Source organism: Hydrocarboniphaga effusa AP103, from assembly GCF_000271305.1.
Classification (GTDB): domain Bacteria; phylum Pseudomonadota; class Gammaproteobacteria; order Nevskiales; family Nevskiaceae; genus Hydrocarboniphaga; species Hydrocarboniphaga effusa.
The window spans coordinates 657975-683610 of record NZ_AKGD01000002.1; the positions used below are offsets into that span (position 1 = coordinate 657975).

Here is a 25636-nt window from a genome sequence, read left to right on the forward strand (position 1 = left end):
GCGGGCTCATTGATGTCGGGCATCGTCGAACGTTATCTGCTCGGCCTGCTCGTGCGTCCGCTCACGGTGTCGCTCGGCACCGTGCTGATCGCGCTGCTGCTCGAGCGCCTGCTGCGCCTGTTCGACATCGTCGCCGCGAGCGGATCGGCCTTCGAGCCGGTGCTGCTGATGGTCGCCAACCTGCTGCCGCATTACCTCGGGCTCGCGTTGCCGGCCGCGTTCTTCGCGAGCATCTTCATGGTCGTCGCCAAGCTCGGCGAGGACAACGAGCTCGACGCGCTGCTCGCATCGGGACGCTCGATCTTCGAGATCACGCTGCCGTTCCTGGTCGTCTCGGTGCTGCTGTCGGTGTTCTGCCTCTACCTGTTCGGCTTTCTGCAGCCGCACAGCCGCTATCGCTATCACGTGGTGCGCTACGACGCCTTGAACGCGGGCTGGAACGCGAAGGTGCAGGAGAACGTGTTCGCCGACGCCGGCCGCGGCTTCGTGCTGACCGCCGATGGCGTCGACGGCACCGGGCGCAAGCTGACGCGCGTCTTCATCCGCCACAGCGCGGATGGACTCGACGAAATCACTACGGCCGAGACCGGCGAACTGGTGCCGAGCGCGGGTGGCAAGGAGCTCGTGCTGCTGCTGCAGAAAGGCCACATCGTGCGTGAAGACGGCAACGGCGTGATCGAGAACATCGCCTTCGAGAACGGCGTCGCGCACGAGAACTTCGCCATCGACACGCCGCCGTTCCGTCCGCGCGGGGACAGCGAGCGCGAGCTCACCTTGCCCGAGCTGTGGGCCGACCTGCATTCGGCGCAGCCGGCGCTGGAACCCTCCGAACTCGCGGGTGAAATGCATGCGCGCCTCGTGCGCTCGCTGTCGCTGCCGCTGCTGCCCCTGCTCGCAGTGCCGCTCGGCATGGCGTCCAAGCGCGGGCGCCGTGCGCCGGGCGTGGTCATCGCCTGCCTGATGCTGCTGCTGTTGCAGCAGGGCGTGCAGATCGGCGAGAGCCTCGCCGAGTCCGGCAAGGTCGCGGCGATTCCGGCGGTATGGGGCCCGCTGGCGCTGTTCTCGGCGTTCTCGATCTGGCTGTTCCGCGCGAGCCTTGGCAGCCCCGGCGAAAATCCGGTGACGCGCGCGGTGGGCACGGTGGAAGGGCTCATCGGCGGCATCAACCTCCGGCGCAAGAAGCCGGCCGCGAAGGCGGCCTCGCGATGAGCTTCGGCGGACCGCTCGCCGGCTATCTGCGGCGCCTGCTGCTCGCGCAGGTGATCGGCATCGCGATCGCGCTGACCGCCCTGCTGCAGATGCTCGAGCTGCTCGACGTCACTACCGACATCCTCAAGCGCAAGCTCGGCGTCGTCGGCGTGCTGCATTACGCGGCCTTGCGACTGCCGACCGAGTTCACGCTCGCGCTGCCGCTGGCGATGCTCGTCGGCAGCCTGTTCACGTATTACACGCTCGCGCGCAATCACGAGCTCGTCGCGATTCGCGCGTCGGGCCTGCGCCTGCGCTGGGTGGTCGGCACGCTGTTGCCGGTCGCGGTCGGGCTCGCGGCGATTCAGTTCGTGGTCTCCGATCGCGTGGTGCCGGTGACGGAAGCCTCGCTCGCCAACTGGTGGGCCGCATCCGAGCTGCCCGACGAGGACGACGAGCGCAAAGAGTCGAATCGCCTGTGGTTTCGCACGCAGGACGGGCTCACCGCGGTCGAGCGCACGAGTTCGAACGGGCGCATGCTGCAAGGCGTCACGATTTACCTGCGCGACGAGCAGGGCCAATACGCGGGCCGCAAGACCGCGCGCGAGGCGCAGTGGAGCGATCGCAGCTGGCGCCTGCGCGATGTCAGCTCGCTGCGGCTGTTCGACGATCACGCGGAGCGCGCGGCGAACGCAGAGGAAAACTGGCAGACCAATCTGCGTCCGTCGGATCTCGGCCAGGACAGCGCGCAGCTGCCGCTGTCGAGCACCGCGCTGCTCGGCGTGCTCGCGGGCAGGCGCGTCGGCGATCGTCCGGCGAGCTATTACCGCACCGTGCTCTACAAGGCTTATCTCGCGCCGTTCACGCTGGCCATCATGCTGCTGCTCGCCTTGCCGGCGACGCGTTCGGTGCAGCGCGGAGGCGAGGGCGGCGGCATGCTGCTGCTCGCGCTCGGCACCGGCCTCGGTTTCACGCTCACCGTCGGTCTGCTCGGCTCGCTCGGCCAGGGCGGACGCCTTCCTCCTTTCTTCGCCGCGATCGTCCCGCTGCTGCTGTTCGGCGGCCTCGGACTGTCTTGGCTCCATCGATACGACAAGCTATGACCACCGCATCCGCTTCATCCGCATTGCAGATCGTGCCGGTGAATTCGCCGGCCGAATTCAAGCGCTTCATTCGCTTGCCCGCGCAGCTGCACAAGCACGATCCGCTCTACGTCGCGCCGCTCGAGATGGAGCGCGCCGAATCGCTTTCGCCGAAGACCAATCCGTACTTCGAGCACGCGGAGGTGCAGTTCTGGCTCGCGGTGCAGGGCGGTCGCGACGTCGGCCGCATCAGCGCGCAGGTCGACAAGCTCGCCGCGCCGGGCACCGGGCATTTCGGCCTGATCGATGCGATCGACGATGCGGAGGTGTTCTCCGCGCTGTTCGAGACCGCCGAGAACTGGCTCAAGGCCCGCGGCTGCACGGTGGCGATCGGCCCGTTCAATCTCTCGATCAACGAGGAGACCGGCCTGCTCGTGCAAGGCTTCGACACGCCGCCCGCGGTGATGATGAGCCACGATTTTCCGTACGTGGGCACGCGTGTCGAAGGTGCCGGCTACGTCAAGGCCAAGGATCTCATCGCCTACAACTACGACGTCACCGCCCCGCTGCCCGCGGTGGCCCAGCGCATGGTCGATCGCAAACCGGCGAACATCAAGGTGCGCACGCTCGATGCGAAGCGCTATCTCGAGGACATCCAGACCGTCACCCACATCTTCAACGACGCCTGGGCCGACAACTGGGGCTTCGTGCCGTACACGCCGGCCGAGATCGATCACCTCGCGCGTGCGCTCAAGCCGCTGATCGATCCCAAGCTCGCCCCGATCGCCGAGATCGATGGCCGTCCGGTGGCCTTCGGCATCCTGCTGCCGAATCTCAACGAGGCGATTCGTGAATTCAACGGCAAGCTGCTGCCGTTCAACTGGGCCAAGCTGCTCTGGCGCCTGAAAGTCAGCGGCGTGAAGTCGGGACGCCTGCCGCTGATGGGCGTTCGTCGCGACATCGGCTCGCCGTATGCGGCCGCGCTCGCGCCGTTTCTCGTCATCGAGGCGATTCGTTCGCGCACTGCGGCGCTCGGCTACAAGACCGCCGAACTGTCGTGGATTCTCGAAAACAACCTGCCGATGCGGCGCATGATCGAAGCCGTCGGTGGCAAGCCGTACAAGACCTATCGCGTCTATCAGAAATCGCTCGTGCAGGCGCCCGCTTGAGCGCTGCGCCAGCATCGACTGCGGGGCTCACCGCGCTGATCCTCGCGGGTTCGCGCGGCCCCGGCGATCCGCTCGCGGTCTACGCGGGCGTCGAGCACAAGGCGCTCATCGAGATCGGCGGACGCAGCATGCTCGAGCGCGTGATCGCGGCGCTTGCGGCGGTCGAGGAGATCGGGCGCATCGTCGTGCAGATCGAGCGGCCCGATCTGCTCGATGCGCATCCGGCGCTGCGCGCGGCGGCCGGCGACAAGACGCTCGAGGTGATCGCAGCCGCGCACAGCCCGAGTTCGAGCGTGCTCGCCGCGCTCGAACGGTTGGGTACTCCGCTGCTCGTGACCACGGCCGATCACGCGCTGCTGTTGCCGGAGTGGGTGCGTTACTTCGTCGAGCATCGCGAGCGCGGCGCCGATGTCTGCGCCGCGCTCGCACCGAGCGAAGCGGTGCTCGGCGAACTGCCGCAGACGCGCCGCACCTGGCTGCGCTTCCGTGGCCGGCGCTACTCGGGCTGCAACCTGTTCTATTTCGCCACGCCCGCATCGGCCGGTGTCGCGCGCATCTGGCTCGAGATCGAAAACCAGCGCAAGCGGCCGGTCAAGATGATTCGCCGGCTCGGCTGGATGACCGCGCTGCTGTACCTGCTCGACAAGCTCAGCCTCGATGGCGCGCTGAGGCGGCTCGGCAGGCTCGCGGGCGCGCAGCTCGCAGTCGTCGAGATGCCGTTCGGGCTCGCGGCGGTGGATGTCGACAAGCCGGCGGATCTGGATCTGGTGCGTCAGATCGTCGCACGCTGACTAATGCGGTCCCCTCTCCCGCGTGCGGGAGAGGGTGGCGCGTCAGCGCCGGGTGAGGGAACACGCTGCGACGGAACACCTATTCCAAACGGCGCCTATTCCAATCATCCCGCGCGCGGGAGAGAGGAGCAACGAGCTCAGCCCTTGAGCCAGCGCTGCACCCAGCCCGCCGTGAGCGCGCGCGCGCGATCGACGTCCGGGTGGAAGTCCACTTCACCCCATTCGAGCCCTTCGATCGAGACGACGCGCACTTCGCAGCCGGATTGGGTCAGGCCGTTGATGGCCGACAGATACCAGAGCTTCACGCCTTCGGGCAGGCGCATGACGCGCTCGATCTCGGCGACGAAGCGGGCCGCGCCCTCGGCCGAGAAGCGCAGAAAGCCGATCGACTCGCCGTTGGTCACGTCGGCGGTCAGCGTCTTGCCGATCGCCTGCAGCTGGCTGCCTTCGGTGTGCACCTTCATGTCGTCGCTGTCGTAGGACGGCTTGCGGTCGATCGTCACCGTGATCGGCGCATCCGGCGCGGCCAGCAGGCGGCGCGCGATCTCGGGCTCGATCAGCGTGTCGCCGTTGAGGATCAGGCAGGGCCCCTGCATCTCGGCGCGCACCAGCCAGCAGGTCGCGAGGTTGTCGGCGAGCTTGTAGAACGGGTTGTAGAGCGTGCGCACGCGCAGCCCGGCCGGGGCGCGCTTGGCGACTTCGGCTTCGACCTGGTCCATCGAAAAGCCGGTGACGACGACGACTTCGGTGACGCCGGCCGCCGCCAGGGCCTGCAGCTGCCACTCCAGCAGGCTCAGGCCCGAGAGTTCGATGAGACATTTGGGACGGCTGACGGTGAGCGGCAGCAGGCGGCTGCCCTGCCCGGCGCTGAGAATGAGGGCCTTCATGTACGCGTACGGAAATCCAGCTCGAAAGTGAGAGCTATTTTACGGTGCGACGGCACCATCCCGCACAGACTTCTTCGGTCGGTGACCAATCGGGGAGAGCGCGCATGCGTGGCGAGACGAAGCGGTGGCTGGGGTTTGCGATGATGGCCGGTGTCTTGAGCCTGCGGGCAGAGGCGGCGGTCTACCGCTGCGAGCAGGCTGGCCGTACGGTCTACACCGATACGCCTTGCGCGGCCGGCAGCGAGCCAATGGCCGAGCGCCGCCCGCCGACGATCGCCGCAGGCGGCGAAGCCGATCTGGCCGCCGCCCACGACGAACGCCGAGAACGCGAGCTCGATTCGCGCGGCGATGCCGACGCGCAGTGGCTGCGACTCCACGAGGAGCGCAAGGCGGAGGCGGCAAGGGTGCGCCAGGGGCTCGTCGAAGGGCGCGTGGTGGCCGGCATGAGCGCAGCCGACGTACGCCACGTTCGCGGGGCGCCGGATTCGATCGAGCCCGGCGCGGGTGCGGGCGGCGAGCGCTGGGTTTATCGTCGGGACCGCAAGCGCGAGGTGGTGCAGTTCGAGAACGGCCGCGTGAAGGGGGCCGCGGCCCGCCCCGCCCCCAAGCCCCGGAAATCTCCTCAAGCGCCCGACAGGCCCAGAGACCGACAATAGAGCGATGAACGCATCCGCCACTCCCGCAGTCAGCTTCAACGACGTCAAGCGCGCCGCCGAGGTGCTCAAAGGCCAGGTCATCGAGACCCCGTGCCGGCGCTCGCGCGTGCTGTCGCGCATCACCGGGGCCGAGGTCTGGCTCAAGTTCGAGAACTTCCAGTTCACCGCCTCGTTCAAGGAGCGCGGCGCGCTCAACAAGCTCGAAAGCCTGACCGAGGCCGAGCGCGCCGCCGGCGTCGCCGCGATGTCGGCCGGCAATCACGCCCAGGGCGTGGCGTATCACGCGACCCGGCTCGGCATCAAAAGCGTCATCGTGATGCCCACCAACACGCCGTTCACCAAGGTCCGCAACACGCGCGAGCTCGGTGGCGAGGTGATCCTGCACGGCGAATCGCTGGCCGAGTCGCAGGCCTTCCTCGAGGAAGAGCTCATCGGCCGTCGCGGCATGACGCTCGTGCATCCCTACGATGACCCGAAGGTCGTCGCCGGGCAGGGCACCATCGCGCTCGAAATGCTCGCCGCGGCTCCCGAACTCGACACGCTGGTGATTCCGATCGGCGGCGGCGGGCTCATCGGCGGCATGGCGATCGCGGCGCACGGCATCAAGCCGGAGCTGCGCGTGGTCGGTGTCGAATCGGCCGGCTATCCGTCGGCCTATGCGGCGCTGCAGGGCGATCTGAATCTGGTCAAGGGCGGCCAGACGATCGCCGAGGGCATCGCCGTCCGCAACATCGGCAAGCTCACGATCGAGATCATCCGCAACGAGGTCGCCGAACTCATGCGCGTCGAGGAGGCCGCCATCGAACGCGCGGTCGGCCTGCTCGCGAATATCGAGAAGGTGATCGCCGAAGGCGCCGGCGCGGTCGGCCTGGCCGCATTGCTGAGCGATCCGGCCCGTTTCGCGGGACGCAAGGTCGGCCTGGTGATCTGCGGAGGCAACATCGATTCACGCCTGCTCGCCTCGGTGCTGCTGCGCCAGCTCGTGCACGAATCGCGGCTCGTGAGCCTGACCATCGACATCGAAGATCGTCCGGGCTTTCTGGCCCGCGTCGCCGGCCGCGTCGGCGAGAGCGGAGGCAACATCGTGCAGGTGCATCACGAGCGCCTGCACGCCGGCACGCACGCCAAGAACGCGAGCCTGGAGCTGCTGATCGAAGCGCAGGACGAGGCGCATGCCGAGCAGATCATCGGCGATCTGCAGGCGGCCGGGTTCACGGTCAGGCGGGGGGTGGGTGGCATGGAGTTCGACTAGGGGCGTCTCTCCGTAGCGCGCTGCATGCCTTTCCCCTCTCCCGCGTGCGGGAGAGGGTGGCGCGTCGGCGCCGGGTGAGGGAGCACCCCCGCATCGAGCGCCTTGTCCAAGCGAGGCTTCCTCACTTCCCTCGCTGGCGCGGGACTCTCTCGCGCACGCGGGAGAGAGGACGGAATGCAGCGCGCAAAGCGCCTTGCCACCGTTACAAACCCGCTTGTCACAAAAGCCCAGCCGCCCCGCAGCCTTAAACGAAACTGCAACACAGTTGCCATATTTTTGCGCGGCTCATGGCGGCCCATCCTCGCCGCGGATTCTTCTGTGTACAACGAACGCCCCCAGTTTTCCCGGCCGCAGCCATCGGGATTCGGATCGCCATCGGATGGCGACCAGATCAGCCTGCGCGAAATCTTCGACTTGCTGCGCGCGGGGCGATGGACGATCGCGATCGTGGCCTCGGTGGTGCTGCTGCTCGGGTTGTGCATCGCGTTCCTGGTGCCGCCGTCGTTCGTCGCCACCGGTGTCGTGCAGATCGACGATCCGGGCAAGACGGCCACTGCCGCCGCCAGTGCGGAGTTCCAGGCCCTGCCCACGTTTCTGTCCGGCGCGCTGCTGCAGACCGAGGGCGAGCTGCAGATTCTCATGACGCGCCTGGTGCTCGATCCGGTGATCGAGCGCATGAACCTCGAGGTGGTGGCGTATCCGCGCCACTTTCCGATCATCGGCTCGGCCTATTCGCGCATGATCAACGGCGGCAGCGCCGAGCCCGTGAAGGTCTGGAGCCCGTTCCGGCGCTGGGCCTGGGGCGGCGAAGACATCGGCATCGAATCGATGGAGGTGCCGCGCGGTCTGCTCAACGACGAGTTCGAGCTGCGCGCCACCGAAGACGGTTACTCGCTGTCGATCCCGTGGGGCGAAGAAGTGCTGCGCGGCAAGGTCGGCGTGCCGGCCGCGAGCGCCGACGGCAGCATCAGGCTGCTCGTGAGCCAGCTCAGGGCGCAGCCCGGAACGCTGTTTTCGGTCACCAAGTTCTCGCACGACGACACCGTCAAGAATCTGCTCGGGCGCATGACGATCGCCGAGCTCGGAACCGCATCGGGTGTCATCGCGATCAGTTTCTCGGGCCCCAAGCGGGCGATGGTGAAGGACTTCGTCAACGCGCTCGAAGCCTCTTACCTGCAGCAGAACATCGATCGCCGCTCGCTCGATGCGCAGCGCTCGCTCGAGTTCCTCGAAAGCCAGCTGCCGAAGCTGCGCTCGCAGATGCTGGCAGCGCAGGAGCAGCTCGCGCAGTACCAGCAAAAGCACGGCTCCACCGATCTCGGTGCCGAAACCCAGGTGCTGCTCGAAAGCTCGGCCAACCTCGAAACGCGTCGCCTGGGCCTCATCCAGCAGCTCGACCAGATCAAGCAGCAATTCACCGCGCAGCATCCGGCGGTGCAATCGATCGTCCAGCAGCTGCGGTCGGTCGAGCAGGACCAGAACCGGCTCAAGGGCCGCCTCGGCGCATTGCCGCCGACGCAGCAGGAGATCCTCAACCTGAGCCGCGACGTGCAGGCCTACACGCAGCTCTACAACACCATGCTGGCCTCGATCCAGAACTACCAGGTGGCCAAGGCCGGCACCGTCGGCAACGTGCGCATCGTCGATACCGCCAACGAGCCGTTCAAGCCGAGCTTTCCCAAGCTCATGACGATCGCGCCGATCTCGCTGGCGCTGGGACTGCTGCTCGGCGTGGTCTGGGTGTTCGTGCAGCGCGGCATGATCGGTGGCGTCGAAGACCCGTCCGAGCTCGAGCGCCGCACGCGCCTGCAGACGCTCGCGATGCTGCCTTACTCGCGCAAGCAGCGGCGCATCGCGCGCGCGATTAAGAGCGGTGACAGCGGCGGCGCGCGCGTGCTCGCGCAGCTCGAAGCCGAAGAGCCCGCCATCGAAGCACTGCGCAGCCTGCGCACCACGCTCGAGCTCACGCTGCGCCAGGCCAGCAACAACGTGGTGATGATGTGCGGCCCGGCGCCCGAGCTCGGCAAGACCTTCATCACCGTCAACTTCGCCGCCGTGCTCGCGCAGTCCGGGCGCCGCGTGCTGGTGATCGACGCCGATCTGCGTCGCGGCCGCCTGCACACGTATTTCAGCAACGAAGTGGGCCAGGGCGTGACCGACGTGGTGCGCCGCGAAACGCCTTACGACAGCGTGGTGCGCAGCACCGACATCGTCGGGCTCGATTACGTTTCACGCGGCGCGCATGCGCCCAATTCGGCCGAAACGCTGCTGCATTCGCGCTTCACCGAACTGGTGGAACAGTTGTCCAAGCGCTACGACTGCGTGCTCATCGATACGCCGCCGATCCTCGCGGTGACCGATGCGGCCATCGTCGGGCGTCATGCGGGCACCTCGCTGTTCGTCATCAAGAGCGCGACGCATCGCATGAGCGAGATCGAAGATGCGGTGCGCCGCATGGCCGCGGCCGATATCGAATTGCACGGCGTGCTGTTCAATCAGGTCGGCGCGCGCGCCGGCAGCTATGGCTACGGCGACTACGGATATCGCTACTACGAATACCAGGCCTGAGCGCCCGGCTTTTGGCTTATTCGCGTCGCTTCCCTCGACGAGTTCATTCGTGACCAGACCCAACACCTTCATCATCGGCGCGCCGAAGTCCGGCACGACCTCGCTCGTGCATTACCTGGGCCGGCATCCGGGCGCGTTCTTCTGCAATCCGAAGGAGCCGGGCTTCTTCGCCACCGATTTTCCGTGGCTCGCGCGGCGCAACGCGCTGCCGACGCAGGACAGCTACTTGCACCTGTTCCGCAACGCGGGCGAGGCGAGCGTGGTGGGCGAGGCCTCCACCATGTATCTGAGTTCGGAGGCCGCGGCCTCGAACATCCTCGGCTTCAACTCCGATGCGCGCTTCATCGTCATGCTGCGCAATCCGGTCGAAGTGGCGCGCGCGTATCACATGCAGAAGTTGCTGGTGTTCCAAGAGGACGTGCCGGATTTCGAAACCGCCTGGAAGCTGCAGGCCGCGCGTCGTCGCGGCGAGCACATTCCGGCCAATTGCCCCGATCCGTTCATGCTGCAATACGGCAGCATTCCGCGCTTCGGGCCGCAGGTGGAGCGCCTGCTGCGAACGGTGCCGCGCGAGGCCATCCTGTTCGTGCGCTACGACGACTTCAAGCGCGACCCGGGCGAAATCTATCGCCAGGCCCTGCAATTTCTGCGGATGCCCGACGATGGTCGCGCCGAGTTTCCGGTGATGGGGCCGTCGCGCATGCATCGCTTTCCGCTGCTCGCCAAGCTCTTCCACAGCCCGCCCGCGCCGATTCGCATTCCGGTCACGCAACTGCGCCGCCACCTCGTGCGCAAGCGCTATCCGGTGATCGAAAAGCTCAAGCGCCGCATGTACCGACAGCAGCAGCGGCAGATGCCGAGCCCGGAATTGCAGCAGGAGATGCTCGAACATTTCCGCCCCGACGTGCTCGCGCTGGAGCGCCTGCTCGGCTGGAACCTGCAGGACTGGCTCACGCCGCCCGTCGCGGGCCGCTGAGCGCCGCATGCACAGGCCCAACACCTTCATCGTCGGCGCGCCCAAGTGCGGCACCACCGCGCTCGCGCAATACCTTGCGGAGCATCCGCAGGTTTTCTTCAGCGACCCGAAGGAGCCTTTTTTCTGGTCCGCCGATTACAAAGGGCTTGCGGACCAGCACGCGCTCGGCACTCTCGACGACTATCTCGCGCTGTTCCAAAAAGCCGGCGAGCAGCATCGCGTGGTCGCCGAAGGCTCCACCAACACGCTGCGCTCCGATTGCGCGGTCGAGCGCATCGTCGCTTTCGACCCTCGGGCCCGCTTCGTCGCCATGCTGCGCGACCCGGTCGACGTCGCGCATGCGTTTCATATGGAGCAGGTCTACGTTCTCAACGAAGACGAGCCCGATTTCGAAACCGCCTGGCGCATGCAGGATCGCCGTGCGCAAGGCCATGCTATTCCACGTGCCTGCCGGGCACCGCAGTTTTTGCAGTACGGCGCCATCGGCCGTTATGGCGAGCAAGTCGAGAACCTATTGCGTCACGTGAGCCGCGACGCGGTGCTGTTCATCCGCTTCGAAGATTTTCGCGACGACCCGGCGCGCATCTATCGTCAGACGCTGGCGTTCCTCGGGCTGGACGACGATAGACGGAGCGAATTCCCGGTGGTCAATGCCTCGCATCGGCATCGCTCCAGGCTCGTCGCGAGCATGGTGCTCGATCCGCCGGCGTTGCTGAAAGTGCCGGTCTGGAGACTGCGCACGCATCTGCGCCGCGCGCGGTATCCGCTGATCGAAAAAATCAAATCGCATCTGCGCCAGCCGTCGCGGCGCGCCGCGCTCACGCCTGAGCTGCGCGCCGAGATGCGCGCCTACTTTCACGACGATCTGCTCAAGCTCGAACGCCTGCTCGGCTGGGATTTGCGTAGCTGGCGCGAGGGCGACGAAGCCACTGACTCGCTCGCACCATCAGCGAGGCGCTTCGCATGAGAGGCCAGGCAAACGAGTCGCCGCAGGTGTGGCTTGCGCCCGAGACCTTGTGGCCGAGCGCGGCGGGACTGCTGCGCTTCGATCACGTGACCCAGCGCTCCTTGATCTACCTGTGCCTGCTCGCCATCCCGGTGTTCGTGATCTCGCTGCCGATGCAGAACAGCGGCGCGCACGGCGTCACCGGCGACTCGCATGCGGGCTTTGTCGACCTGATCGGCTTTCCGCTCATGCTGCTGCTGATGCTGCGATTGCCGCGTTCGGCGATCTTCTTCGCGCTGTTCGTGTTCCTGGGGACGGCGCTGATCTCGGTGCTCAGCGCGCAGACCTCCAAGATCAAGACGCTGGCTTCGGTCTATCGGCTCATCGCCATCTACACGCCGTTCGCGATTGCGCTGAGCTTGAGCTGGACACCGCAGGCTGCGGAGCGCGCCGTGCGCTGGTTCTGGTGGAGCGGACTGGCCGGCGTGCTGCTCGGCATGTTCGTGTACTGGATATTCGGAGCGGTGCGCGAGCATCAGCAGGCGCTGCATCTGGGTGAATCGGGAGGCGTGGTGTATCGCGCTGGCGGCATGCTTGGAAACTCGGGCGGCTTCTCGCACCTCATCACCGGCTGGGCGATGTCAGCGCTATGCCTGCGCTGGCTGGGCTTCGGTCGTCTGCCGCGCTGGCAGTTGCTCGTCACGCTGGGGCTGTTGATCTACGGGATCATCGTCACCGCCTCGCGCGCCGCGGTGCTGCAGGTGGCCGCCGGCATGTTCTTCGCCCTGCTGTTCATGCTGCGTGCCGGCCGATCGAATGCGGGCCGCATCGTGCCGGTGGTGGGTGTATTCGCGATCGCCCTGCTGCTGTTGTTGCCGCTGGCCGCGATGCTGGTGGACGACAACTTCCTGCGCGGCGTGATGATGCGCTTCGGCCTCACCGACAGCCGCTCGCTCATGCAGACCTCGCGCTGGGACAACTGGGCGCAGCTCGTCAACTTGTTGGGCTGGACGCCGATCGGCATCGGCTACAAGACCACCACGGCGCTGACTTCGATCAACGTCGACAATTCGTATCTGCGCATCTTTTTCGAGATGGGTGTATTGGGCCTGCTCTCGTTCATCGCATTTTGGGGGCTGGTGCTGTTCAACCTGCTGGTCGGCGATTCGGACCCGAACGTTCGCCGCGTCAAAGCGGTGGCGGCCGGCATGCTGATGGGCGAACTCGCACGCATGTTTTTCTCGGATACGTTCACGATGTATCTGAGCATGCCGACGATGGCGCTGCTGATGGGCATCATGCTCAGGTTGCGCGAGCCCGACGACAAGGTCGGTGCTGCGGATGACACGATGGGCGATGCCCCGCTGCCAGCGCCTCGATCGAGGCCGGGTCCCCGGCTGTAACTCAATTGCCAATCTCTCGAAACCTGGCAGCGCTAATGTCAGTGTCAAGGGGATTTTCAAGGGGGATTGATCATGCCGCATATGGTCTGGGGGCGCGTCTCGAAGACGCCACTACTGCATAAATCGCTTCTCACGCTTTTCATCGGAGCTTTGCTTCCGCTGAGCGCGCAATCTGCCGAAGCTCAGCTCAGCATCGAAAAAGCTTCAGTTACTGAGGCCAACGTTGGCGCGTCGAGCCTCGACTTCTCCGTCGTTCGCAGTGGCGACACGGCAAGCAGTATCGTCGTTCCGTATTCGATCTCGCCCGACACGGCAACGCCCGATGTCGATTACGACTCAAAGCCCGGATTCGTGCGGATTCCTGCAGGTTTGATCCAGGGCGTCATCCGCGTTCCGGTGCTCGGAGATACGACCGAGGAGCCCGATGAAAGACTCAAGGTCAAGCTAGGAAAGCCGGCAGCGTTCAACCCGGCCATCGAGTTCAACTCCGCACCTGCGTATGCGGCCGGCGGCAGGCCGACTGCTGTGACCAGTGGCGATTTCAACGGTGACGGCCGAGAGGACATTGCCGTCTCGATATCTATCGACGGCAACATCGCGGTTTTGTTGGCCGATAGTGACGGCGGCTTCGCTGCGCCTGCTCTCTATCCGGCCGGCATCGATCTTCGAGGTATCACGCGAGCCGATTTCAACGGCGACGGAAAAGTCGATCTCGCGGTGGCAAATCAGATTCAGGACACCGTGTCGGTACTGATCAACGATGGGAGCGGTCACTTCGGTGCGCCGGTGGCATATCCAGTGGGATCTCGGCCGAGTTGGGTCAGTTCCTCCGACCTCAATGGAGATGGAAAGTCGGACCTTGTCGTCGCAAACATACTTTCAAATTCCATCTCCGTTCTTTGGGGAAATGGCGTCGGTGGGTTCTCGGCACCGCTCAATCTTTCCGGAGGATTCGCGCCGTACTTTGTCACCGCTGCGGATCTGAACGGTGACGGCAAGCTTGATCTGTTGGCTTCGGGTAGTGGAATCACAGCCTTACTCGGAGACGGAGTCGGCGGATTTTCCCCTGCCGTGTCGTCGATCGGTGATGCAAGGCGCGCTGCCCTGGCTGATTTCAACGGCGACGGTATTCCCGATATAGCGACCAGCGCGCCTGATGGGGATCGCATCACTATTCGTTTGGGCTCCGGGAGCGGCAGCTTCGTCGAATCGTCACAACTCCTGTTCGTGAATTCGGTGAGCTCCATTCAAGCAGCCGACTTCGATGGCGACGGTGATATCGATTTGGCCGCGAGCGTCGGAGGCGTTATCGCGCTATTCATCGGCGACAACACAGGCGGATTTTCCGTCGGCGACCGTTACCTGGCGGGTGCTGCCGTCTCTGGCATGACGCTCGCCAACTTCGATAGTGACGGCAACTTGGACATCGTTGCTTCAGACACGAAGAGCAGAGCTGTATCGGTGCTTCGTGGCAATGATGAAGGTCGCTTCAGCGCGGCTCTGGATTTTCGCGTAGGTCGCGGTGTCGCCGCAGGTGATTTCGACCGGGACGGCAAGCAGGATATTGCAGTGATCAGGGGCGGCAACGTCGAAATTCGAATGGGCGAGGGCCAAGGCCGGTTCGGAAATCCGACTTCGTTCCTGGGCGGCCGGCCGGAAAACCCATCACCGAACTCCATACGTTCGGTCGATCTCGACGCGGACGGCAAGCTCGACTTGGTGCTCACGAACAATGTCGGAAACTACGTTTCCATTTTGTTCGGAAAAGCCAACGGGACTTTCCAGAAAGCGATCACCTATTCCGTAGGCGAAACACCTATCGATAGTGCTACTGCGGATTTCAATGATGACGGATTTCAAGACTTGATCGTTGCCAATGTGGACAGCAACTTCGTTTCGATTCTGTACGGTAATGGCAATCGTGGTTTCGATGCCGCAGTGGATCAGCGCGTTGGTAGCAGCCCTCTATCTGTCGTCACAGCTGATTTCAATCGCGATGGCAAGATGGATTTTGCGGTTGCCAATACCAATGTAGATCGAGTTTCGGTGTTTCTCGGCGATGGTAATGGCGGATTTGGCACTGCCAAACGCTATGCGATGACGTTCCCCGGATCGATCGCGGTTTCGGATATCGAAAACGACGGCAATCTCGATCTCGTCGTGGGCGGTGTCGATAATCTGGCTGTTCTTTTCGGCGATGGTGTTGGCAACTTCAGTGCCCCCGTCAGTGTTCCCGTTGGGCTGGCTGCTGAAGCTGGGCGCTATTCCATCGGCAATATTGCCGTCTCTGATTTCAATGGGGATGGCAACGATGATATTGCGGCGACACTGGTGCTTGTCAGCGACGATAGTGCTGTCGTCGTCGCGATGATGAGCGGCGACGGAAAAGGTGGCTTTTCTCCCGAGGCCAACATTGCTGCGGGCACTGGATTTGGCCTGATAGCTGTTGCTGATTTCGACGGCAACGGCTCGCCCGACATCACCGTCAGCGGCGGAGCCTTGCTGCTCAACTCTCCACAATTTACCGCTTCGCTGCTCAAGACCACTGCAGTCGGAACGATCGTTGATAACGACGAAGCACCGGACTCGAGTCCTGATGATTTCAGCTTCGAGTCCAAGACGGGCGTTGCTCTCAAGAAGTGGATCGTCGCGCGCAATCAAACCCTGACCGGCTTCAATTCACCGGCCGCGATTAGTGTCAGCGGCGGTGAATATCGTCTCTCGACCAACGGCGTCTGGAGCGAATGGACCAGCGCGTCCGGTGTCATGCAGCCCGTGCAGAAAGTTCAGGTGCGCGTGCGCGCTGCGACCACGCCGGAAACGACGACTCAAACCACGCTCACCGTCGGCGGGGTTTCAGGCAACTTCAGCGTTACGACAGCGCCTTGAGCGGCATCCACTCCTTTTCATGCTGGGAGATAACGATGAGCAATATCGAGCGTAGACATTTGTTGCGTACAGGCGCGATCGGCGCGGTGGGAGTGGCGGCATTGGGATTGACCTCGACGCCGGCACTTGCGCAGACGACTTCAACTTTCGGTTACTTGATCACCAACGACGGAACAACGACGGACTATTCCTTGATCTTCGCTACTGCGATTGCAGCGGTGAAGCCGACCGGCGGCTACATTCTCGTAGCTCGCGGAACTTATCGCTTTCTGTCGCCTATCGTTCTTCCGAGCGGCGTCAGCCTGATCGGCGAGGCTTCACGCACCGAATCCGGTAAAGGCACCGTGCTCGCTAAGCGCGCTGGCTTTGTCGGTGATGCGCTCGTCAAGATCGTGCCGACGCAAGATCCGCTAACTCTGGCTTGGGATTTGCCGCGCGGCATTACGATCGATGGCATCGCGATCCAGGACCCGGGCGCTTCGTCCAACAAGCAACAGGGTGGCGGTCTTCTGATTCAGAAAGCCAGCCATGTTGTGCTGAACAACGTTCTGGTCAGCGGGCATGCGGGGTGGGGCGTTGTCGTGGAGGGGGGTTGCCTGTGCTCAATGTCAGGGCTAGTGTGCATTTCGAACGGAACGATCGATCCGAACACCGGCGGCCTCAAAATGGATGGCAGCAGCAATCTTGTCGAGCCGACCGGCCCCACCGGCGTGGGCGATTGCCGCATTTACGACAGCCTGATTAGCAAAAACATGGGCTCGCAGATCGTTTTGACTGGATCGGGTGGAAACTACCGTGTTTTCGGTTTGACCGTGGTCGGCACTCAGATTGAAACTGGTGGGTTGACGGGGCTTTCGAGTCCCTTGCTCAAGGCCGATTGCGCCGATCGCGTCGCGTTCATCAGCTGCAACTTCGCAGCCGCGCAGCAAAGCATTCGCTGCGTCAGTCTCGGAGGCGGTAATTCGACTCAAATCGTCGAAGACGTGACCTTCAGCTCTTGCCACTTCGGGTTCAATAGCAGCGCCAATCCGGCGGTTCTGTTGCTCTCTTACACCAACTCCGCCAACTTCATCGACATGCGCCACGGCGGTACCGGCACCAAGCTGATCGATGCGAGTGCGCTGTCGCTTGGAAGCCCGGCGCAATACAAAGTGCTCGCGAGCGCCATGCCGCCGATCAAGGCGGCCGATGTCACTGACCCTCAAGGTGTGATTCGAGTGCCGACCTTGCAGGCTCCGGTTTGATGATTTGAGGATGCTGCAGAGATAGCAAAGGGGCCGGCGATGCCGGCCCCTTTGCATTGCTTGGACTCCAGCGTTGTCGCAAAAAAGTCACGTGATTTTCACGCTCCGCCTTTAGCCTCCCATGTCATTTGTCGGTCGCCCGCAATGGGCGCGACATCGGGTTTCATCGGGATATGGGCTAAGGGGAGATACACATGTCGTACTGGCGAGTGGGTCGTCGCGCGATTGCGTGCGTGTCGGGTTTGAGCGTGATGTCGTTGGCGATTGCGGCCAGCTTCGACATCAGTGGCAACAACAACACGGCGCAGGCCTTGAATCCGGCTGCGGGCACGACGCAGACCGGCAATGTGACGGCAGCGGGCGATCTCAATGTGTCGTCCGCCGTTGCGGTGAACATCACCGGGACCGGTACGTCCAACCTCGTCAATAGCGGCAAGATTCGCCAGACCGGCACTGCACGCACGATCGACAACAGTGGCGGCAGCAACATCGCGACGATCAACATTGTCAACAACGAAGGCGCGGTGATCAGCTCGGCGGATGGCGACACCATTCGCGTCAACGTCGCGGGTAGCAAGATCGCACTCGACAACTCGGGTAGCGTGCTGTCGGCCAATCCATCCAAGGGCGGTAGCCAGGCGCTTGATTGGAACGCGATCACGGCCGTGGGCTCGAACCTGCTCAACAACTACGCCACGGGCTTGATTCAAGCGAATGCGGCGGACGCGGTGCGTCCAGGCATCAACGGCGTGATCTACAACGCCGGTCGCATCGAAGCGATTCCGACTGCGGAAACTTCCAGCGCTGTGACCAGCGCGAGCAGCAGCGACGGCATCGATGCGCAGAACAACACGGGCGTGCAGATCACCAATGAAGAAGGCGGCAGCGTTTCAGGCCGTCATGGCATCACGGGTGGAGCGAGTAACAGCACGTTCACCATCAACGTCGTCAATGAAGAAGGCGCGACGATCACCGGCCTGAATGGCTCGGGCATCAACATCGACAGCAACGGCAGCGTGATGGGCAATGCGACCGTCACCAATCACGGCACCATCATCGGCCAGTTCGATTCGGAGCGTTACAACACCGGCGACGGTGATGGCGTTGATGTGGACGGTATCGTCACGCTCGACAATTACGGTGTGATTCGTGGCGTCGGTGCTAGCGGTAACGGGTCCGATGGCTTGGGCAACAATCCCGAGGGCGTGTCGATTGGCGGCGGCGGCATCAACAACTACGAAGGCGCGGAAATTACCGGACAGAACACCAGCGCCAGCGGCACCAAGGGCCACGGCATTCTGGTCGATAACTCCAGTGGTGGTAATGCGTTTGCGGCGACCACGATCTATAACGAAGGCCTGATTCGCGGCTACGACAGCTATGCGATCCGCCTCACCGGCGATCGCGCGGATAGCATCGTCAATACTGCGGCCGGCCGTATCCACGGTGCGGGTAATGCGGCTGAAGGTGCCGTGATCCAGATGGGCGCTGGCAAAGACACGCTCACGAACTCCGGCGAGATCGCCGCTTTTGACAACGATCTCGCGATCGATATGGGCGACGGCGACGATACCGTCACTCTGCTGGGCGGCAGTATCGGCGGCGCAATCACCGGTGGTGCAGGTAGCAACAGCTTGGTGTTCGATGGCGATGTCGATTGTCGCTGCGCGCTTTCCGGTTTCGAAAGCGTGGAAGTGCGTAGCGGTCGAGTGCGTCTTGAGCGTGCAGGTAGCTACTCGGGTACGACCGTGGTCAGCGCTGGTGCGCAGCTGTATGCCAACGCAGCGCATGGAAGGACGAACGGCACGGGGGCACTGAGCATCGCCGATGGTGCGACCTTGGGAGGCAACGGCTTCGTCGGCAGCGCTACCGTTGCTTCCGGCGGCACGATTTCGCCGGGTGATTCCGCTGTCGAGGGTGGCATCGGTACGCTGAGCATCGAAAACACGCTGACGCTCAGCGGTGGTGCGCATCTGCGACTGGATGTCAGCAACCATCTGCCTTCAGATCGCCTGGTGGCGGATTCGCTGCAGATCGTCGGCAGTGGACCGGTGGTGGTTGACCTGCACAGCGCCGGAATCGAGCTCGCTGCGAAAAAGGACAGCGTTGTGCTGGCCAGTTTCGGCAGCGCTTCCGCTGTAGGAACGGCCAACTTCGTTCTCGGTGGCGCACCGACCGCATACAAGTTCAGGCTCGAATTCATCGGCACCGAACTTCTTGCTCATATCACCAATGCTCCACCGAGCAAGCTGCGTTTGACCTCTGACACTGTGCAGGCCAAGGAAAAGAAGGGCAGTGCGGTGTTCAAGGTTAATCGCAGCGGTGGCGTTGCGGGTACCGTGAGCGTGCGCTATCAGACCTCGGACGGCACCGCGATCGCAGGGCAGGATTACGAGGCCACTAGCGGCACGCTCGAATGGGCTGACGGTGACAATAGCCAGAAGCAGATCATGGTGCCGATTATCGACGACGCGCTCGTTGAAGATGTGGAGACGTTCACGATGACGCTGAGCGATGTGACTGGTGATGCCACCATCGAACGTGCTCAGAGCGTCGCGTCGATCACCAGCGACGATGTCGCCGGCGGCAGCTTGCAGTTTGCGGTCGTCAGGGCGCCTGTCGATGAAAATGCAGGTACCGTCAGCGTCATCGTGAGCCGCGGCAAGAGCAGCATCGGTGCGATCGGCGTGCACTACAGCACGGCGAACGATACGGCGATTGCGGGTGAAGACTACACGGCCGCGTCGGGTGATTTGAACTGGGCTGATGGCGACAGCGCCGACAAGATCATCACGGTTCCGATCACTTGGGACAGCGTCAAGGAAAAGAACGAGCAGTTCACGATCTCCTTGTCGAGCCCGAGCGGCGGCTCCGAAATCGGCAGGAAGCCCCTGCACACGGTGGTGATCCGCAACGTCAACCGCTGAGCGTGATGACTTGTCCCCCTCCCGCATGCGGGAGGGGGACATCAACTGCAAAAGCGATCGGCTCGTTTCGAGCCGTTTTCCAAAGTCCCAATAAAAAAGGACCGGCAATGCCGGCCCTTTCCGTTACGGCCTTGCGCTGGTTACTGGAACGTCACGTTCACCGTGCGCTCCACCGAGCCCGCATCGTTGCTGCAGGTCAGCGTGTAGGCGTAGACACCGGCCTTGGCGCGCTTGATCGAGGTGCTGTTGCCCTTGGCGTTCTTCTCGCCGCTCCAGGTGCCCGACGCCACACAGCTCTTGGCGTTGGTCGGCGCCCAGGTCAGCGTGGAGCTTGAGCCGGCGGGCAGCGTCATCGGATCGGCAGTGAGCGTCAACGTCGGTGCCGGTGCGACCACGTGCAAGGTGGTCGAGGCGGATACCTCGCCGTCCGGGCCCGTGCAAGTCATCGAATACATGGTATCGCCACCGCTGGTGTTCTTGTCGGTGATCAGGCGCGAGCCGCTGGTGGCGAAGCTGCCCTTGGTGAAGCTGGTCGGCTCGGTGCCGGCGCAGCGGGTGGCTTGAGTCGAAGTCCAGCTCAGCGTGGTGCTGCCACCGGCGTTGATGGTGTCCGACGAGAAGCTCAGTGTCAGGCTCGGCGGCTGGCCGTTCGACACGCCGTTGATGCGGAAGATTTCGAACGCGGTGGCGCCGTAGAGCATGTTGTCCGGAGCCGAGACCAGCCCGGTCACCGGATGCTTGAAGGTGCTGGTGATGTCGAGAATCTTCGTGAACACGCCGGCCGGCGTGATACGGAACACCGAGCCCAGGTTGGCGCTGCCGCCATCCTTGGCGGTGCCGTAGAAATTGCGGTCTGCGCCCACGGTGAGCTTGCTCGGCACTTCGCCTTCGGCCGAAGTCATGCTGTGCACCAAGGTGAACTGTCCCGTGGAGGTGAGCTTGAAGATGGTGCCGACACCATTGGCACCACCGAGCGCGGTGGTGCCCCAGAGCGTGTTGTCCGGGGCCAGCATCAGTGCCGATTGCGGGGCTGCGCCATTGCTGCCGTTGAAATCGTGCAGTTTGAGAAAGTCGCTGCCATCGCTGGCAACCGAGAACAGCGTGCCCTTGCCGAACTGGCCGCCGCTGTGCGTGCTGCCATACAGGCGACCGTCCGGGCCTTCGATCAGATCGGCCAGCGGGTTGGCTCCGCCTTCGCCGTCGGCGAAGCGATGCGTGAGCGTGACGAGCTGGCCGGTCGGAGCGGTGCTGTCGGCGGCGACGCGGAAGATGCTGCCGTTGTCGCGCGCGTTGGGCGAGTAGCCCGAGGTGGTGCCGATGAAGGCGCCATCGGGACGTACCACCAAGCCGCTGTAAGGGGCGCAACCGTATGCGGCGCGGCCGTCGAACAGAGCGTGGAGCGTGACGGCTCCGTTCTGCGTCACCGTGAACACCGAGCCGCAGGTATTCTGGAAGCGATTGCCGGTAGCGGTGGTGCCCGACAGCGAGCCATTGCCGTTGAGTACCAGCGAACCCAAAGGCCTGTAGCCATCGTTATCGCTGCCCGGAAAATCGTAGATGGTTTCGGGGTCGCCACCTGCAACGGGCAGGCGAAACAGCTTGCCGTAGCCGGTTTCACCGACCGTAGCGGTGCCGTAGAGCTTGCCATCGCTGCCGAGGATCAACGACTGGAATTCCCAGGATTCCGCAGGAGGAATGCGCGCGACACGCTCGATGGCGTAGGGCTCGGCATGTGCCGTGGCGACGGCACACAAGCCGATAGACGCCATCGACAGGTAGATGGCGTTGAGTGAGTTGCACGACATTTGAGACCCCCCGAGGGACAACGAATTGATCAACTCGTGGAGGGTGTGCGAAGAATGTGACCGCAGCGTGTAAACAGGGCGGCGTGGGGCTATTGGCCCACAGATATCGACCACTCCCACAAACAGTTCACGGCTGTCGCTCTCGAAGCTCAACGCTGAACCGCGCCGACATCGATGCCGATGCTGGTTTCACTTCATCCGGATCAGATCACACGCAAAGCCCATCTGCTTCTCGCAGGCGCGCGACACGATCACCGCACACAGGATCATGCCGAGCGAGTAGGCGCAGGCCGCGCCCCAGCCGCCGATCAGCGGAATGGTGGTGGCGCCGATCAGCGCTGCGGCGAGTACGCCCCATACATGAGCGCGCAGGTTGTCGTGCTCGTGTCCGGCTGCGCCGAGGATGGGCCCGCCATTGCCGAACAGCAGTCGCACCACCTGGCCCACGCCAAGCGCGACGAAGATCCAGCGGCTGTCGTCCGCATGCGCGCCTGCCACGGCCTGTAGCCAGCTGGCAGGCACCAGCGCGGCCCCGAGCACCAGTGCCACCACGCCGAGCCAGGAGCGCAGCGCAGCGCGCCGGAATGCGCGTTCGAGTTCGCGGCTGACGCGGCCGTGGCTCAGGTATTCGTCCACCGCGCGCTTTTTGGCTGACAGCGCCACCAAGCCGGTCGGTGCGACGAGCCACAGTGCGAAGCGCTTGCCCAGACCGTAGACACCGAGCATCGCGGGGCTGCCGAGCGCACCGAGCAACCACAGATCGATGTTGGCTTGAGCGATCTGCAAGCCTTGCGTGAGCGAGATCAGCGGGCCGCGATGCCAGAACTCGCGAAGCGTCTGCATCATGCTTGGCTCGCTTTGGCTGATCGCAGCGAGTCTCGGCAGCAGCAAGCCCAGCGCGAGCAGCACGCCGATCCATTGGCCCGCGGCCATCAGCATGAGCAAATCGGCCGGCGTCGCCGGCGGATGTCCGCCGATGAAGCTCGCACCGAGCAGCAGCGAGAACGCGGCGCTCGAAGCAAAACCATTGCCGCGACCGCTGAAATAATTCGCAAGGCCGACGCCCACTTCGATGCGCAGCAACTCGCTCAGAAAGCGATAGAAGCTCATGCCGAGCACGGAGGCGAGAGCGGGCAGAACCCAGGGGCGCAGCGCCTGCATCGATTCGGGTGCGAAATGCGACAGCGGCTTCAGCGAAATCGCCAGCAGTATCAGCATGCTCAGCGTCAGTGCGGCGATCAGCACTGCGCCGGCTTTGAGCCCCGTTCTCACGCTGGCCCCGCGACGCTCGCCGAGCAGGCCGAAAGCGGAGACATGCGTGCCCGACAAGGCCACGATGCTCAGTGCGAGCACGATGGACTCCGCCAGCACGAATTCGCCGTAATGCCTGGCGCCGAACAAGCGAATGGCGAGCAGGTGAGCGCTGGCTCCGCTCAGTGCCGAGCCCGCACGCGCGACGGTGGCGTGTGCGACCGCCCGATGCAGGTCACGCGCCACTGGCGGGTCCGGCGAGCGCGGGGTAGCTCATCGCTTTGGCGCCGCTGCCGCGCATGTCCTCGGGCTGCCGGTCGAAGTAGATCGAGCCGCGCGCCAGCGAGTTGTCGAAATCGAAAAGCCTGCCCTTGCCGTAGTTGCGCAGGCCTTGAAACGAAGCGCTCTGCACGCCCGGCAAGGCCTTGATCGCCGCGAGCTTGCCGTTGTACTGCACGCAGCAGGAGACGAAGGCCACGTCGCGCACGCTGCTCTTGCCTTGCGAGCCGCCCAGTTGCAGACAGGGGCCGTGTTTTTCCTTGGGCTGCACGAAATTGCAGCCGAAGAACGTGGTGCGATCGGTGGCTTCGATGCCGACCACCGGAACACGCTCGTCGTTGTGATCGGCCCGCTCGATCTGGCAGGCCCAGACGGTCAGGCCGACGACGCGATCCTTGCGCTCGTCGCCCGCGGCCAGGCGCAATTGCCAGCCGCGATTCTTGTTGGCGTAGCTGTCGAAGATGCGGCAGTCCGCGCATTCGCGCGTCTCGGCCGACAGTTGAATGCCGCCGCCGCTCGCGGTCTTGCCGTCGAAGCGGCCGTTGCGGATCGCCACCACGCCACGCAGCGAACACAGAAAACCACCATCGATCGCGATGCCCCAATCGCTGTTGCCGTCGACGATCACGGTGTCGAGCACCGCGTTGCCGACGCGCCGCAGGCTGATGCCCGAACCCGCGCGACCGCGTCCATCGACGGTGATGCCGGTGATCGACAGGCCGCTGAGCCGATCGCCTTGCGCGCCGCTGGCCTCGATCAGCGCGGAGCCGGAGAAGCCCTCGTCCTTGAACAGGATGCTGCCGGTTCCGGTTTCGCCGCGGCTGCTTTCGCCGACGATGACCAGGCCGGAGTCTTGAATCGTGATCGGCCGGCTCACGCGGTAGCGGCCCTTGGGAATCAGCAGCACGCCGCCGATGGCGCGCTCACAAGCGGCCTGCAAGGCTTGGGTCGAATCACGCGAGCCGCTCGGGTCCGCGCCGAAGTCGAGCGCCGAGAGGCCGAAGCCATCGCCACGAACGGCTGGCGGACGTCGCTGTTGTGCCTGGTCTTCTGCATAAGCCTGCGCAGCGAGTGCGCCGGTAGCGGCGAACGCGCCCGATTGCAGCAGAAAGCGGCGCCGATCGAAGCTCATGCGATGGCGCTCGCTGCAGGCACATCGGACCTGCGCTCGATGAGACGCGTATAGCAGGCGTCGACGGAATCGAGCATGGAACGCTGTCCGTAGTGCTGATGTACGAGTTGCCGGGCCTGCGTCCCGATGCGCTCGCGCAATGGCGCGTCGTCGATCAGCCGGGCAAGCCGCTGCGCGGCCTGCTTCGCATCGCCGATGTCGAAACCCATATCGGAGTCCTGGGTATCGAAGCCCTGGCGCAGCAGCTCCTGGTGTCCCGGCACGCGGCTCAACACGGCGGGCAGGCCGCTGCCCATGGCTTCGAGCACCGCGATCGGCAGGCCTTCCCAGTGCGAGCAGGACAGCAGCAGGTCGTAGTCGGGCATGCGTTCGAACAGCTTCGGCACGATGCCGCAGGCTTTCACGCAGTGAGCAAGATCGAGCTCGGCGATGCGCTGCTCGAAGCGTGCACGGTCCGGGCCGTCGCCGTAGACATCGAGCTGCGGCATGCGCTGTGCTGCTTCGGCTCCGTAGTGAGCGCGCAGGGCATCGAAGATGTCGAGCAGGCCGAATGCGTTCTTGCATTCGTTGAACTGGTTCGCGTTGACGATGCGCAGGCGCCGTGGCGCAGCGGGTGATTCGTGCGATCGCATCTTGAGCCGGCCCAGGTCGATGCCGTTCGGAATCACCAGCGCGCCGTGCGGCGAAAGCCCCGCCGCGCGGACCGCCTGCAGCTCGTCGTTGGAAACGAAAATGGTGGCGCTGGCCCGGCGTGCGAGCCCTCTTTCGACGAGCCGCTTGACGGCCGAAACCGCGTTGCGCTGCCAGAGGAAATGCACGCCGTGATGCGTGTGCACCGTGGGCACGTCGCGCAAGCCGCACAGCAGCCGGGCCAGCAGGCCGGCGCCGTAGCCGTGCGAGTGCACGATCTGGATGTTGCGCTCCTTGATGTAGCGGTGCAGTCCGAACAGCGTCACCGGATCGATCGATCGGCTCGGAATGCACAGCATGCGCTCACGCCCGACCGCGATGCGAAAGCGGCTCCAGTACGGCTCCTGCTGTGGGCAGGCGACATGGAATTCGTAGCGCTCGCCGAGCGACTTGAGCAGCTGGTGCATGTGCTCCGGCGCGCCGCCCATGTCGGCGCGCGAAGTGAGCATGAGCAGCCTGGGTTTTGCGGATGCCCAGCCGAGGCGTTTGTTTGCAGTCATG

At 64.2% G+C, this 25636-nt stretch carries 18 protein-coding genes; 13 read left to right on the forward strand and 5 right to left on the reverse strand.

Translation table 11 applies throughout. The features are described 5' to 3' along the window. Positions 1 to 12 precede the first annotated feature (12 nt). From WQQ_RS14305 to WQQ_RS14320, 4 genes are read left to right on the forward strand one after another with little or no spacing between them, the layout of a single operon-like run. The gene (locus tag WQQ_RS14305; protein ID WP_007185929.1) at positions 13 to 1209 is read left to right on the forward strand and encodes an LptF/LptG family permease; all 1197 of its coding nucleotides are present in this window, start codon (positions 13 to 15) and stop codon (positions 1207 to 1209) included. Then, complete coding sequence (locus WQQ_RS14310; RefSeq protein WP_007185930.1) at positions 1206 to 2291, forward strand: LptF/LptG family permease; 1086 nt, start codon at positions 1206 to 1208, stop codon at positions 2289 to 2291. Before WQQ_RS14305 ends, WQQ_RS14310 begins: the two co-directional genes overlap by 4 nt. After that, positions 2288 to 3439 carry a hypothetical protein gene (locus tag WQQ_RS14315; protein WP_007185931.1) on the forward strand — a complete coding sequence of 384 codons (1152 nt, stop codon included), beginning with the start codon at positions 2288 to 2290 and terminating at the stop codon, positions 3437 to 3439. Before WQQ_RS14310 ends, WQQ_RS14315 begins: the two co-directional genes overlap by 4 nt. Next, positions 3436 to 4230, forward strand: coding sequence for a nucleotidyltransferase family protein (locus WQQ_RS14320; RefSeq protein ID WP_007185932.1), 795 nt, complete (start codon positions 3436 to 3438; stop codon positions 4228 to 4230). The genes WQQ_RS14315 and WQQ_RS14320 overlap by 4 nt, the downstream gene beginning before the upstream one ends. A 137-nt stretch (positions 4231 to 4367) precedes the next feature. Here the strand turns inward: WQQ_RS14320 and WQQ_RS14325 are convergent, their stop codons facing one another. After that, positions 4368 to 5117: a phosphocholine cytidylyltransferase family protein gene (locus WQQ_RS14325; RefSeq protein WP_007185933.1), complete on the reverse strand. Its 750-nt coding sequence runs from the start codon at positions 5115 to 5117 to the stop codon at positions 4368 to 4370. A gap of 104 nt (positions 5118 to 5221) precedes the next feature. Between WQQ_RS14325 and WQQ_RS14330 the strand changes: the two genes are divergently transcribed. From WQQ_RS14330 to WQQ_RS23125, 9 genes are all read left to right on the forward strand, one after another. Beyond that, positions 5222 to 5773, forward strand: coding sequence for a DUF4124 domain-containing protein (locus WQQ_RS14330; protein ID WP_040454172.1), 552 nt, complete (start codon positions 5222 to 5224; stop codon positions 5771 to 5773). Between the two features lie 4 nt (positions 5774 to 5777). After that, complete coding sequence (locus WQQ_RS14335) at positions 5778 to 7025, forward strand: threonine ammonia-lyase (RefSeq protein WP_007185935.1); 1248 nt, start codon at positions 5778 to 5780, stop codon at positions 7023 to 7025. A 318-nt stretch (positions 7026 to 7343) separates the two neighbouring features. Further along, positions 7344 to 9593, forward strand: coding sequence for a polysaccharide biosynthesis tyrosine autokinase (locus WQQ_RS14340; protein WP_007185936.1), 2250 nt, complete (start codon positions 7344 to 7346; stop codon positions 9591 to 9593). A 49-nt stretch (positions 9594 to 9642) separates the two neighbouring features. Then, positions 9643 to 10569, forward strand: coding sequence for a sulfotransferase domain-containing protein (locus WQQ_RS14345; RefSeq protein WP_007185937.1), 927 nt, complete (start codon positions 9643 to 9645; stop codon positions 10567 to 10569). A gap of 7 nt (positions 10570 to 10576) precedes the next feature. Then, positions 10577 to 11536 carry a sulfotransferase family protein gene (locus WQQ_RS14350; protein WP_007185938.1) on the forward strand — a complete coding sequence of 320 codons (960 nt, stop codon included), beginning with the start codon at positions 10577 to 10579 and terminating at the stop codon, positions 11534 to 11536. Next, positions 11533 to 12918: an O-antigen ligase family protein gene (locus WQQ_RS14355; protein WP_040454173.1), complete on the forward strand. Its 1386-nt coding sequence runs from the start codon at positions 11533 to 11535 to the stop codon at positions 12916 to 12918. Before WQQ_RS14350 ends, WQQ_RS14355 begins: the two co-directional genes overlap by 4 nt. A gap of 72 nt (positions 12919 to 12990) precedes the next feature. Further along, positions 12991 to 15807, forward strand: a complete 2817-nt coding sequence (locus WQQ_RS23120; protein WP_157534693.1) for an FG-GAP-like repeat-containing protein — start codon at positions 12991 to 12993, stop codon at positions 15805 to 15807. A gap of 35 nt (positions 15808 to 15842) precedes the next feature. Further along, complete coding sequence (locus WQQ_RS14365) at positions 15843 to 17051, forward strand: DUF1565 domain-containing protein (protein ID WP_157534694.1); 1209 nt, start codon at positions 15843 to 15845, stop codon at positions 17049 to 17051. Positions 17052 to 17245: 194 nt separating this feature from the next. Then, positions 17246 to 19978, forward strand: coding sequence for a Calx-beta domain-containing protein (locus tag WQQ_RS23125; RefSeq protein ID WP_050997696.1), 2733 nt, complete (start codon positions 17246 to 17248; stop codon positions 19976 to 19978). 140 nt (positions 19979 to 20118) lie between these two features. On the opposite strand, the gene WQQ_RS14375 is transcribed toward WQQ_RS23125, so the two are convergent. The 4 genes from WQQ_RS14375 to WQQ_RS14390 all read right to left on the reverse strand — a co-directional run bounded on the left by WQQ_RS14375 (position 20119) and on the right by WQQ_RS14390 (position 25635). Next, positions 20119 to 21783, reverse strand: coding sequence for a choice-of-anchor tandem repeat GloVer-containing protein (locus WQQ_RS14375; RefSeq protein WP_007185943.1), 1665 nt, complete (start codon positions 21781 to 21783; stop codon positions 20119 to 20121). 189 nt (positions 21784 to 21972) lie between these two features. Continuing rightward, positions 21973 to 23280, reverse strand: a complete 1308-nt coding sequence (locus WQQ_RS14380) for a lipopolysaccharide biosynthesis protein (protein ID WP_007185944.1) — start codon at positions 23278 to 23280, stop codon at positions 21973 to 21975. Continuing rightward, complete coding sequence (locus tag WQQ_RS14385; RefSeq protein ID WP_007185945.1) at positions 23270 to 24445, reverse strand: glycosyl hydrolase family 28-related protein; 1176 nt, start codon at positions 24443 to 24445, stop codon at positions 23270 to 23272. Before WQQ_RS14385 ends, WQQ_RS14380 begins: the two co-directional genes overlap by 11 nt. Next, a complete protein-coding gene (locus WQQ_RS14390) occupies positions 24442 to 25635 on the reverse strand; it encodes a glycosyltransferase family 4 protein (RefSeq protein ID WP_083844575.1) in 1194 nt (397 codons plus the stop codon). The genes WQQ_RS14385 and WQQ_RS14390 overlap by 4 nt, the downstream gene beginning before the upstream one ends. Position 25636: the final 1 nt, after the last annotated feature.